Genomic DNA, 11,806 nt, shown 5'->3' on the forward strand with positions numbered 1-11,806 from the left:
GTCCTAAAGGGGGATGAAATATGGAACAACTGCTGCAATCGGAATCTTCAGCCCGGCGAATTCGCCGCGAGGCCATACCTTACCACAGCCCGGAAGATTTAAACCGGGTGGTCGAAGCCGCCAAGGATGCGAGGTTAGTATTGCTCGGCGAGGCTTCGCATGGGACGTCCGAATTTTATACGACCCGCGCCGAAATAACGAAAAGGCTGATCGCAAGCAAGGCGATCCGGTTTATAGCTGTGGAAGGCGACTGGCCTTCCTGCTACGAAGTCAACAAGTACGTCAAGGATTTGGAGGATAACGAAGCCAAATCGGCGGCAGAGGCGCTGCGGGCATTTCACAGATGGCCGTCCTGGATGTGGGCGAACCGGGAAATGGAAGCGTTCATCGAATGGCTCAGAAGCTATAACTTGGGGCGGCCCGCCGGGGAACGGATCGGCTTTTACGGCCTCGACGTATACAGCCTGTGGGAATCCATGCAGCATATCGTCGATTATTTGAAGCAAACGGAGTCGCCTCTCCTGGATACGGCGCTGCAGGCGTTCGGCTGCTTTGAGCCTTATGGGGACGACTCACAGTCCTATGGCATTTCCGCCGGACTGATCGGGGAAGGCTGTGAGGAGGAGAGCGTGGCGCTGCTGCATGAAATGCAGCGCACCAGGCTCGGCCATCCGCAGAGCGAAGCGGAGCTGAACGCCATGATGAACACGATGGCGGCCGCCGACGCGGAGCACTATTACCGGACCATGGTCCGCGGAGGACCCGATTCCTGGAACGTCCGGGACCGTCATATGGTTCGGGTGCTCCGGCAGCTGCTCGATTATCACGGGCCGGATGCCCAGGCTGTGCTATGGGAGCATAATACCCATATCGGGGACGCCCGCGCAACGGACATGGCGGCTGACGGCATGGTCAACGTCGGTCAGCTCGTCCGCGAATATTACCGACCGGCCCAGACGTTCAGCGTCGGCTTCGGCACCCATCACGGGCATGTGCTGGCAGGCTCGGCCTGGGGTGCCCCAGTGGAGGTCATGGAAGTTCCGGCCGCCATCCGGGGCAGTTGGGAAGACCTGTTGGGCCGGGTAGGCGGAGGCGAGAACATGCTATTGCTGTTCGACGCCGATGCCCAGCCGGAGCTGCGGGAGGTATTCGGTCACCGGGCGATCGGCGTCGTCTATGACCCCGGGTATGAGCTTGGGAATTACGTTCCCTCGCGTATGCCGATGCGTTACGATGCGTTCGTCTTTATCCATGAAACCCATGCGTTAGAACCGCTGGCACTGCCGCAGATGGTTTGAAGGTTCATAGTTAAATGAACAAAAGCCGCCTGAGAGGATTAAAGGCGGCTTATTTATCGTTTGTTATTTTGAAATATCGATGATATAAGAAGTAATTTCCTTAATTTTTGTTTTGTTTAAACTGCTGTTGAAACGATAAATATTACAGAAAGCGTAGCTCATATTATTTTCGAGGTTGAGTATGCCATTTAAAGAACCGGAATATCCGTGCGTGATGATATTGCTAATGATTAACTCCGTTGGCGTTTTGTCCATCAGCTTTCTGAGCATTTCGAAAACCTGATCCTTACCTTGCAATGTATTATGGCCGACAATATTCCATTGGATATCTTCTATCGTCTTCTCATTAATAAAGTCAATATCGTTGCAAACAAAGGCAGCATTAAACGCTCTGAGGAACTCTTTTTTGGGTGCGTTTCCGCAATCTTCTGCACAAATCATTTTCACCTGTTCGTACCGGGTATTGTCCTCTGCCATGTTCACTTCCCCCCTCATTCAGTTTCCATGATTTTGTTATTCGACATCGAATTTTCATCCTCCTTGTTGTTTAAGGAACCAAACCACACCAGATCGTTTTGCAAATATGGATCGAAAAAGCGGCTCAAGGGATTTTCCCGGCGGCCGCTTTAGCGTGCACAAAAAAAGATTCCCTAAGGTTCTAGGAATCGGCAGCACTCCGAAAACAGGGAGGAAATCGGGCATACGCTGCCGAAAACAATTAGGCGTCCAAGAACCAACAGATGCATGATTACATCCGGAAAGGGAAGGAAGCACTGAACAGCTTGTTGAAAACTTTTTTTGAAGATATGTCGATCCGGGTTTCGTCCGTTCGTCGTCTATATAGAAACCATGAAAAAGGAGATTATTCTCATGCACACTGTCCTTTCAAAAGACGGAACCAAGATCGCTTACGACCGGAGCGGGAGGGGGCCTGCGCTCATCCTGGTGGCGGGGGCGTTCAGTTACCGCAAATTTCCGGCGCAGGTCCAGCTGGCCCAGCTGCTGTCCAGCCAGTTTACCGTATATAACTACGACCGCCGCGGGCGGGGAGACAGCGGGGATTCCCAGCCCTACGCCGTGGAACGCGAGATCGAGGATTTGGAAGCGGTCATCGAAGCGGCCGGAGGCTCCGCGTATGTCTGGGGGCTGTCCTCGGGAGCCGTATTGGCCCTTGAGGCAGCCGCCCGAGGGGCGGCCATCACGAAGCTTGCCCTCCACGAACCGCCGCTTGTGGTCGATGCCTCGGACCGGAAGCCGCCGCAGGACTTTATGCCGCAGGTGACGGAGCTGAGCCGCAGCGGGCGGCGCGCCGAAGCGATTAAATATTTTATGACCAAAGGGATGGGAGCCCCCGGGTTCGTCGTCAGCATGATGCGAATGATGCCGAAGGTGTGGGCGAACCTGATGGCGGTGGCCCACACGCTGCCCTATGATGCCGCGCTGCTTGACGGTTATTGGGACGGTAAACCGCTGCCTGTTGAACAGTGGAGCCGCGTGACGATGCCGACGCTTGTTCTGGAAGGGCCGGATAGTCCGATCTCCTTCCGCCATGCCGCCGGTGCGCTGGCTCAAGGACTGCCGAACGCCGTTCTGCTGAGTAAGAAGGGGCTCGCCCATACGAAAAAGCTGGACGCTCCGAAAATTGCGGCGGAGCTGTCCGCATTTTTTGCAGACAAGGCGCAGGCATCCGGCATGTAAAGGCATGACTGAACGATCCAGACCAAAAGAAATAAAAAATTTTAAAAAATGAAGCGCTGATGTCGATTTCAGTCTCTCCCGTTCGTCGAAATGATAGAAGCTGAATCAGGGAAGACGGCGGCTTCATCCCAATCCAAGGAGGAATAAAAATATGAGATTTATGATGATCGTCAAAGCGACAACCGATTCTGAAGCGGGAGTTCTGCCAAGTCCGGAGTTACTTGAAGCCATGCAGCGTTATAACGAAGAACTGGCCAGAGCCGGTGTCATGCTCGGGGGCGATGGCCTGTATCCTAGCTCCAGTGCGATCCGTATCTCCTACCCGGAACCCGGCGGCAAGCCGAAAGTGGTCGACGGGCCGTTCACCGAAGCCAAAGAGATGATCGCGGGGTATACTCTGATTGAAGTCAAATCGAGGGAGGAAGCGATCGAGTGGGCGCTGCGGATGCCGGATCCCCACGGATACGGCCAGGGTCAAATTGAGCTGAGACAGGTGTTTGAAATGGAGGACCTGACGGATAATCCGGAAGCCATCGCCAAGGACAACGCGCTCCGGCAGCAGCTGGAGGAGCAACGAAAAGCGTGACTTCATCACAAACGCACCGGACCATTGACGCCATTTGGCGGATTGAATCCCCGAAGCTGATCGCCGGCCTGACGCGAATGGTCCGGGATGTGGGCCTGGCCGAGGATTTGGCCCAGGACGCCCTGGTGATCGCCCTCCAGCGGTGGCCGGAAAGCGGCATTCCCGACAATCCCGGCGCCTGGCTGATGACGGCGGCCAAGCGGAAGGCCATCGATCTGCTGCGCAGAAACAAGCTCCGGGATGAGAAATACGCGGAGATGGCGCAGACGACAGAATTGTATACTGAAGATGACCTGGAGCGGAATATGGACGGGGAGATCGGCGACGATCTCCTCCGTCTGATCTTTATGACCTGCCATCCGGTGCTGTCTCGGGATGCCAGGGTCGCGCTGACGCTTCGCCTGTTATGCGGCCTGACCACGGATGAAATCGCCCGTTCCTTTCTGACGGCAGAATCGACCATCGCCCAGCGGATCGTCCGCGCTAAACGAACCTTAAGCAGCCGCAAGGTTCCTTTTGAGGTTCCGGCAGGAGAGGAGCTGCAGGAGCGCTTGAGCGCCGTACTTGAGGTCATCTACCTGATGTTTAATGAAGGATACTCGGCGACGACCGGAGACCATTGGCTCCGCCCGCTGCTCTGCCAGGAAGCGCTGCGGCTTGGACGCGTTCTGGCCGAGATTGCCCCGGAGGAACCGGAGGTTCACGGATTGGTGGCTTTGATGGAAATCCAGTCCTCCCGTTTCAAGACCCGGGTCAGCGCTTCTGGCGAGCCGGTGCTGCTGATGGACCAGAATCGGGCGCAGTGGGACAGGCTGCTTATCCGCCGCGGGCTGGCGGCGCTGGAGCGGTGCCGGAAGCTGGGCCGCCCGCTCGGTCCTTACGCGCTTCAGGCGGCGATATCCGCCTGTCATGCGCAGGCGCCCGCTGCAGCGGACACGGATTGGGCCCGCATCGCTGCCCTCTACGAGGCGCTGTCCAGGGTGGCGCCCTCCCCGATCGTCGAGCTGAACCGGGCGGTGGCCATTTCGATGGCCTTCGGTCCGGCATTCGGTCTGCAGCTCGTCGATGAGCTGATGCACGAACCCGCCCTGAAAGAGTATCACCTGCTCCCGAGCGTCCGCGGCGACCTTCTGGCCAAGCTCGGAAGGATGGACGAAGCCCGCTCCGAATTCGAACGGGCGGCCGCCATGACCCGCAACAGCCGTGAGCAGCAGCTGCTCTTGAAGCGGGCCGCGGAGTGCGGCGGTTCACCAAATTGATTATTTTGCTGCTGCATGTCGATGAAGGACGTTCCCATTCGTCGTTATAGCAGGTGGAAGAATAAGAAGGGCAGGAAATCGTGGCCTTTAGTCTTCCTCCAACAAGGAGGGAAACGTTCATGAGATTTATGTTGATCGTCAGGGCAAACGGGTTGTCGGAAGCCGGTATTTTACACACGCGCCGGTTCGAGGAAGGGATGGCCGAATATCGCAAGGCGTTGGCACAGGCAGGCAAGCTCCTTGCTGCCGAGGAGCTCCAGCCCAGTTCAAGCGGGGTCCGAATCCGGCTTACCGGCCGTGACGGAATTCCGGAGGTCTGCCCCGGTCCATTCCCGGTGGATCATCGGCTCATCGCGGGATACGTAGTCATCGAGTCGGCAACGGCGGACGAGGCGGTGGAATGGGCTATGAAGATGCCGGTACCCGAAGGCTGTGAGGGCAGCGAAGTAGATGTCCGCGAGCTCAGGGAATGGGCACAGGAAGACCGCAATCCAAGGGTGTTGGCCCTGGAAGCGGACCTGCAGGAGCAGGTCCGTATGCTGGATCAGATGCAGAAATTTTCATAAGCAACCCATTCATCGTTGACAAAGGAGCGAATCATAAATGAGTCAGGAAGTCGTCGATTATATTGAGGCGTTGAAAGAACCGTGGCAAAACGAGCTGTCCGCCCGTCTGCGTGAAGTGGTCCATCAGGCCCTGCCGGACGTGAGCGAGCGCATCCAGTACAAGAAACCCCATTTTTTGAAAAACGGAAAATACGCTGCCGTCATCTCCGCCTCGAAGGATGCGGTCAGCTTTACGATCTTTAATGCGGATGGGCTGGACCTTCCGGAAGGCATGTTTGAGGGACCGGCGGAAAGAAAAACGATGAAGCTGCGCAAAGGGGACTCGTTTGATGCCGGCCAGCTGTCGGCTTGGCTCAGCCAGGCTGCCGAAACACTGTAAATGTTATCCGTAGACCCGACGCGATATGGAAATCCAAACCCTTGAATGCCAAGGGTTTTTTTGTTTTTTTTTCGCAGAACCGGGAATCATTCGGGCAGGATGGGACACCCTATAACAGGTCCAGGATTGACCGCCATATTATGCTTCTTGGAGTGGTTAAAGAGCTGATGAACCGATTCAAGTCTCGTTATGCCCGTTACATTGCCGCTGCCCTGTCGACTGCATTGATTGCAGGCGCGGTCCTGCTCTACCGGAACCTTCCGGCCAAGCTGCAGCCCGAAACCAAGCCGCATTCGTTGACACAAAAAGAGGTTAAGCCCCAGCGCGAAAAAACGATTCCCGAAAAACTTGAAGAGCTCGACCGGACTTATCCGTTTGGGGAGCCTCCCGAGGGCAGTGCCAGAACCTATTGGGGGGCCGGAAAGGGCAAAAATCTCATTGTCGTACAGCTGGAATCCTTTCAAAATTTTGTGCTGAATGCATCGGTTCAGGGGCAGCAGGTAGCGCCGGTATTGAAACAGTTGTCCAAAGAAAGCTTGTATTTTCCATACATATTCCAGCAAATCGGAGTAGGCAATACGTCAGACGCCGAGTTTGCCGCCAGCACGTCGATCTACCCCATCGGGTTTTCAGCCATGTCTACTACGTATGCCGACCGAAAGCTGCCGAGCCTTGCCAAGCTGTTGGGCAGGAATCATTACGTTACGGCGACGTTTCATGTCAATGACGTGACCTTCTGGAACCGGGACCAAATGTATCCGGCGCTGGGGTTTCACGCGTATTATGACAAGCCCTATTTCAGCAAGGTCAAATTCAGCCGGTTCGGGGCGTCGGATGAGGAATTGTTCCGGGTCGGTATCCGTAAAATGAAAACGATGCGAAAGCTGGACAAGCGGTTCTACGCCCAATTCGTTACCGTGACGAGCCATTCTCCCTATAAAATCAAAGAAGCCGACAAGCGTCTTCACCTTCCTGACGACTTCGCCGATGGGCGCCTCGGGGACTACTTGACGGCCGTCAACTATACCGATTATGCCTTGGGAACCTTTATCGACAAGCTGAAAAGATCGGGGCTCTGGGATACCAGCGTAGTCGTGATCTATGGAGACCATTTCGGCCTTCATAAAAGGTATCATCGCCCCGCCACCGTCAGCAAAGCGCTCGGCATTCCGTACCATAAGCACATCAGCACGTACAACGTGCCGCTGATCATCCACCTGCCCGGCCAGCGCGAGGGCAAGAGGATCGAGCGGACCGGAGGGCAGATCGATATTTTGCCCACAGTGGCCAATGTGATGGGCATTGATTTGAAACAGGAGAAATTTACCGCTTTCGGCCACGATTTGGCCAACGTCGGTCACAATATTGTCGGATCGCGGTATTACATGCCGGCCGGCTCCTTTTTTAATGACGACATCGTGTTTGTCGCTGGAAAAAACGGATTTGAGGACGGAAAGGCATACGATCTCCGAACGATGCTGCCAGTACAGAACGTCGAGCGGTATCGACCGGATTTTGAATTTATTCAAAAACGGATGGGGCTGTCGGACCGGTACGTGAAGCGTCTGCCCGCCAGACCCGGCGTCAAGCTGGAATCCCAGTCGAAGCAGGAGCCTGCGGGGGCCAAAGCGCCGCCTAAAGCGGAAACCGGGCCGGGAGCAAAGCCGGGTGAAAGGCAGGCGGGCAATGATGGGCCAGCCGGCCTCCGTGCCAAGCCGAGTTCAAACGGAAAAGCGGGGAAGGACGGAAGTAAAGAGCGCATCAAGCAGCCTGCAGCGGATCATCCGGCACGGTGAGCGGAACATTCAACGGCATGGATCGTCATACCAAAAAACAGCGGCTCCACCGGATACACCGGGGACCGCTGTTTTGCCGTTAAGGGGAGTGCAGCCTGGTGGAAATAGGAAATTACTCCGCCGAATCTGATCCGGAAGCGCCGGCGCTTCCGTCTGCCGGCGGCTGGCCGCCCTGGTCCCCGGGCACACCCTGCCCGCCCGGCATCCCGGCTGAGGCGCCTTGGCCTTGACCGCCGCCCATCTGTCCTTGAGGGAACTGCCCGGGCTCGAACGGACGGTGCACCATCTCTCCCCCGAGATGAGCGGTATACATCACCAGGACGACGGCTGCGAGGGTCACCACGAGGTACAGCGGGTTTCTGCCGACGTCCCGCTTCTTCCAGAGCCCAATCGCTCCTCGGACGATGCACAGCGCGATCGCCAAATACATCGTATAGACGCCGTACATGGCATGAGTTTCTACGTTCGGATTGCGCATCATTTTCGGTCCGGTCAATACCGCAGCGACCGTGCTGACCGTGCCGATGATGAGGCAGATGAGGGCTGCGGAATGCCACTCCCGTTTTTTCCAGATCAGAGCAGCCAGATCAAACAGCAGGCTGAACAGCAGGAGCACGATCGGAAAATGCGTAATGATAAAATGCTTGTTATCCCATAAATAATTCATCACCATTTCTCCTCCACTTCAATTAACACTACATAACGTAGTTTTAAGTTTCCGAAAAAACGCCGCTGCCTGATATGAAACGGCAAGGCGTTGTTTTACCGCATTATCCAATGCCAAATACGACGAATCCGAATGCGATCAGAGAGACGATGCAGGGGATAAGCGGCGGACGCAGCGGCGGCTTAAAGTGCGGATCCACCAGCAGCTTCAAGCGCAGATTGATCGCGTTGTCGGCAAACGACGCGCTGCTCGGTACCAGCGTGGCGGATGTCCCCCGCTTCAGCATCACGAGCAGGGCACTGCCCAGATCGGCGACGCTTCCGGTGGCGCGAACGGCCTGACGGTCGGCCATCAGCTCGATCAGCATTTTGTATTTGCCGATCAGCCAGCGGTAGATCGGTATGTACCAGAACGTGGTGCCGACCAGCGTCAGCAGAAAAATTTTAAGCGGATGCCTCTCGCTCAAATGGTACTTCTCGTGAGCCATGACGGCCGCGAGTTCGCTCTCGCTCAGCTCGCATATGAGGCCTGTCGACAGGACGATGCGGGGCCGCAGCAGTCCCACCGTCATGGCGACCTGATCCGGATGATCGATCACAGTTAAAGCTTGGGGACCAAGTCCGTGCTCTTCGCCGATCGCCTGCGATAAGTCGGGATCCAGGCAGCGGTGCAGAAGCTTCCTCCAGCGGAACGAAGCGATGCCTTCCCGGAGCCAGACGGCAAGCGACAGCAGGAGTGAGGTAAGCAGCAAAAACAGCATGACATTGATCCGGACCGGGAACCCGATGAATCGCAAAAATTCAATGCAGACATTAAAGAGGTTCGCCGGCATACGGACATGGAAAATGAACTGAACCACAAACAGCGTCATCTGCACGTAGACCAAGCCGGCCGTCAGCATGACAAAGGCGAGCATCCCTTTCGATCGCTTTTCCCACATGGCTTACCGATCCTTTTTCCATTGTTTGATTTGCTTCTCCAGCTGGTCGAGCAGGTCGGGGTCCACCTGTTCCATCGCATCGATCATATGGGCGACGGCCCGGGAACCGAACTCCTTAACCAGATCGTAGGACAGCTCTTTCGATTGTTCCTCCAGAAACTGCTCCTTCGTCAGAACGGGGCTGTACACGTAAGATTTCCCCTGAAGCTTCTTCTGCAGAATCCCCTTGTCAACAAGCCGGTTCATGACCGTCATGATCGTGTTGAAGCTCATGGGCTTGTCTTCGCTGATCTTGGCGTTCACTTCCTTGATGGTCACCGCCTCCAGGCGGCTCCAGATCACGTCCATGACCTTGGCTTCAAGCGGGCCGAAGAATCGCTCCAATCCCCGTCCTTGATAATTGAACTTGTTCATCTTCATACAGTGCACTCCCTTTACACTACAAATTATAGTGTTATGTCGGCATGCCCGTCAACCAGGACCGGAGCACTGGCTTTCCTGGCCTTCAGCGCCTGCATAACCTGCGCAGCTAAAGGATATGATTTCAAGAAAAGTTCTTCTAGCAAACGGACGATGCTGTGATACAATAGGTAAGTCGTTTTTTTTGGCATACCGTAGGGAGGGAGTCACACCATTCATGAAACAGGTGCCGTTTATCGCCGTAGAAGGGCCCATTGGAGCGGGGAAAACCACGCTGGCTGCGATGCTGGCTAACAGACTGGGCTTTCCGGTGGTGAAGGAAATTGTGGAGGAAAATCCGTTCATCGAGTCATTTTACGAGAATATGGAGGACTGGAGCTTTCAGCTCGAAATGTTCTTTCTGTGCAGCCGGTACAAGCAGCTCACCCATACGGTGAACGGCTATATCGGCAAGGGACAGCCGGTTATCTCCGATTATCATATGTATAAAAATTTAATTTTCAGCGAAAGAACGCTGCACGGCGTCGAGCGGGAGAAGTACCGGCAAATCTATCAGGTGCTGACCGGCGATCTGCCGAAGCCGAACGTCATTATCTATATCCGGGCCAGCCTGGATACGCTGCTGCAACGGATCGCCCGGCGGGGCCGCCCTTTTGAAGAAGGAATGGATCCCGCCTATCTCAAGCAGCTGATCGAGGACTATGATGCCGCGATGGGCAAGCTCAGTGACGGCACAGACGGCGCATCGACGGTACTGCTGACGATTAATGGGGACGAAGTTGATTTCGTCAAGAATGAGGAACAATTTGAAACGATATCCTCGCAAATAAAGGAGCTTGTGTATGAATCCATATAATATCCCGGATAATGCGGTCATTACGGTGGCGGGCACGGTGGGTGTCGGCAAATCGACGCTGACGGCGGCGCTGGCCGGTTCGCTCGGCTTTAAAACCTCGCTTGAGCAGGTGGACGACAATCCGTACCTGGAGAAGTTCTACCACGATTTTGAGCGCTGGAGCTTCCATCTTCAAATCTATTTCCTGGCCGAGCGGTTTAAAGAGCAGAAGCGCATGTTCGAACTCGGCGGTGGCTTTGTCCAGGACCGTTCCATCTATGAGGATACCGGGATTTTCGCCAAAATGCATGCGGATAAAGGGACGATGTCGGAAACGGACTTCCGTACATATACCAGCCTCTTCGAGGCGATGGTAATGACGCCTTATTTTCCGCATCCGGACGTCCTGATCTATATCGAAGGGAGCCTGCCGTCCATTCTGTCCCGAATCCGGGAACGCGGCCGCGAGATGGAAATCCAGACAGACGTGTCTTATTGGGAAGAAATGCATGAACGATATACGGTTTGGATTAACGGATTTCATGCCTGCCCGGTGCTGCGCCTGAACATCGAGGATTATGATGTGCACGACGAGCGGTCCATGTCCGACATTTTGACGCAAGTGGGCCGAACGATTGCAGGCACGCCGGCAAAATTATAGTTATAAAGGAAGACGGATCATGCCAGTGGGCGTGGTCCGTTTTTTAGATTATAAATGATCAGCGGAGCTGTCCAGCTCTGTCAACGGTTAACGGACGAAAGTGCCGGCAGGAATATCATGAAGCGCGCGCTTTCCCCGGTTAAGCAGCAGGAACACGATATACAGCAGAATCATCCCGTTCGGAATCAGAACCAATGCGGGATACGGCGGCTCCGGGACGTTCCACCATGGGTCCGGAACCAGGACGATCAGATGGGTCAGCTCCCACGGCAGCAGCTTGAGGCAGGTCCGGCCGGCGGCCTGGATAAAGGAAATACGCTCTCCGTCCCGGCGGGTCACCGAGAGCCGCAGCAGCTTTTTGCCTAACGTCGCGCCGAAAAAATACTCCGACACGATAAAATACAGCCACACGGGGAAGGACATCGTGGCAAGCACCCAGCATTCGATTTGATAGCCCTTGACCAGCCTGTCAAACGGGAATCCTCCGGTCAGATGATAGGCCGCCAGCTGAAGACCGACGAGCACAAGCGCAAGCATGATAAAATCCAGCCCGTAGGCGGTAAGTCTTACCAAGGTCAGCTTCATGGCCGTTTCCCCTTTCCGTATCGTACGGAGTTGATGATGGTGGTTCTGCTTCTTCCAATGTACGTCGAACGCGGTTTGTCTAATCCTATTATCTATGACGGCGGGCTGCGGATCTA

General features: G+C 55.3%; 14 protein-coding genes. 9 read left to right on the plus strand and 5 right to left on the minus strand.

Annotation, left to right across the window (positions count from 1 at the left end):
* Positions 1-20 precede the first annotated feature (20 nt).
* Positions 21-1,298: an erythromycin esterase family protein gene (locus KI379_RS06610; protein WP_212983130.1), complete on the plus strand. Its 1,278-nt coding sequence runs from the start codon at positions 21-23 to the stop codon at positions 1,296-1,298.
* Positions 1,299-1,361: 63 nt separating this feature from the next.
* Here KI379_RS06610 and KI379_RS06615 read toward each other — a convergent pair whose 3' ends face one another.
* Entirely contained in the window at positions 1,362-1,775 is a 414-nt protein-coding gene (locus KI379_RS06615) for a hypothetical protein (RefSeq protein ID WP_076168596.1), read from the minus strand.
* A 393-nt stretch (positions 1,776-2,168) separates the two neighbouring features.
* Between KI379_RS06615 and KI379_RS06620 the strand changes: the two genes are divergently transcribed.
* The 6 genes from KI379_RS06620 to KI379_RS06645 all read left to right on the plus strand — a co-directional run bounded on the left by KI379_RS06620 (position 2,169) and on the right by KI379_RS06645 (position 7,582).
* On the plus strand, positions 2,169-2,996 hold the full coding sequence (locus KI379_RS06620; RefSeq protein WP_212983131.1) for an alpha/beta fold hydrolase: 828 nt from the start codon (positions 2,169-2,171) through the stop codon (positions 2,994-2,996).
* Positions 2,997-3,147: 151 nt separating this feature from the next.
* Positions 3,148-3,582, plus strand: a complete 435-nt coding sequence (locus KI379_RS06625) for a YciI family protein (RefSeq protein ID WP_212983132.1) — start codon at positions 3,148-3,150, stop codon at positions 3,580-3,582.
* Positions 3,579-4,841, plus strand: a complete 1,263-nt coding sequence (locus KI379_RS06630) for an RNA polymerase sigma factor (protein ID WP_212983133.1) — start codon at positions 3,579-3,581, stop codon at positions 4,839-4,841. Before KI379_RS06625 ends, KI379_RS06630 begins: the two co-directional genes overlap by 4 nt.
* Before the next feature lie 119 nt (positions 4,842-4,960).
* Positions 4,961-5,407 (plus strand): YciI family protein, encoded by a 447-nt coding sequence (locus KI379_RS06635; RefSeq protein WP_076168588.1) that lies wholly within the window; start codon positions 4,961-4,963, stop codon positions 5,405-5,407.
* A 37-nt stretch (positions 5,408-5,444) separates the two neighbouring features.
* A complete protein-coding gene (locus KI379_RS06640) occupies positions 5,445-5,786 on the plus strand; it encodes a DUF1801 domain-containing protein (protein WP_212983134.1) in 342 nt (113 codons plus the stop codon).
* 167 nt (positions 5,787-5,953) lie between these two features.
* Positions 5,954-7,582 carry an LTA synthase family protein gene (locus tag KI379_RS06645; protein ID WP_212983135.1) on the plus strand — a complete coding sequence of 543 codons (1,629 nt, stop codon included), beginning with the start codon at positions 5,954-5,956 and terminating at the stop codon, positions 7,580-7,582.
* A gap of 112 nt (positions 7,583-7,694) precedes the next feature.
* Here the strand turns inward: KI379_RS06645 and KI379_RS06650 are convergent, their stop codons facing one another.
* The 3 genes from KI379_RS06650 to KI379_RS06660 form a co-directional block, all read right to left on the minus strand.
* Positions 7,695-8,249, minus strand: coding sequence for a DUF2231 domain-containing protein (locus KI379_RS06650; protein ID WP_212983136.1), 555 nt, complete (start codon positions 8,247-8,249; stop codon positions 7,695-7,697).
* A gap of 103 nt (positions 8,250-8,352) precedes the next feature.
* On the minus strand, positions 8,353-9,189 hold the full coding sequence (locus tag KI379_RS06655; protein WP_212983137.1) for a M56 family metallopeptidase: 837 nt from the start codon (positions 9,187-9,189) through the stop codon (positions 8,353-8,355).
* Positions 9,190-9,192: 3 nt separating this feature from the next.
* Positions 9,193-9,609, minus strand: a complete 417-nt coding sequence (locus KI379_RS06660) for a BlaI/MecI/CopY family transcriptional regulator (protein ID WP_089546433.1) — start codon at positions 9,607-9,609, stop codon at positions 9,193-9,195.
* Positions 9,610-9,826: 217 nt separating this feature from the next.
* On the opposite strand from KI379_RS06660, the gene KI379_RS06665 reads away from it, so the two are divergent.
* Positions 9,827-10,465, plus strand: coding sequence for a deoxynucleoside kinase (locus tag KI379_RS06665; protein WP_212983138.1), 639 nt, complete (start codon positions 9,827-9,829; stop codon positions 10,463-10,465).
* The gene (locus KI379_RS06670) at positions 10,452-11,105 is read left to right on the plus strand and encodes a deoxynucleoside kinase (protein WP_076168573.1); all 654 of its coding nucleotides are present in this window, start codon (positions 10,452-10,454) and stop codon (positions 11,103-11,105) included. Before KI379_RS06665 ends, KI379_RS06670 begins: the two co-directional genes overlap by 14 nt.
* Positions 11,106-11,192: 87 nt before the next feature.
* On the opposite strand, the gene KI379_RS06675 is transcribed toward KI379_RS06670, so the two are convergent.
* Entirely contained in the window at positions 11,193-11,690 is a 498-nt protein-coding gene (locus KI379_RS06675) for an RDD family protein (protein ID WP_212983139.1), read from the minus strand.
* Positions 11,691-11,806 lie beyond the last annotated feature (116 nt).

This window comes from Paenibacillus cineris (assembly GCF_018333335.1).
In the GTDB taxonomy this organism is placed as follows: domain Bacteria; phylum Bacillota; class Bacilli; order Paenibacillales; family Paenibacillaceae; genus Paenibacillus_AQ; species Paenibacillus_AQ favisporus.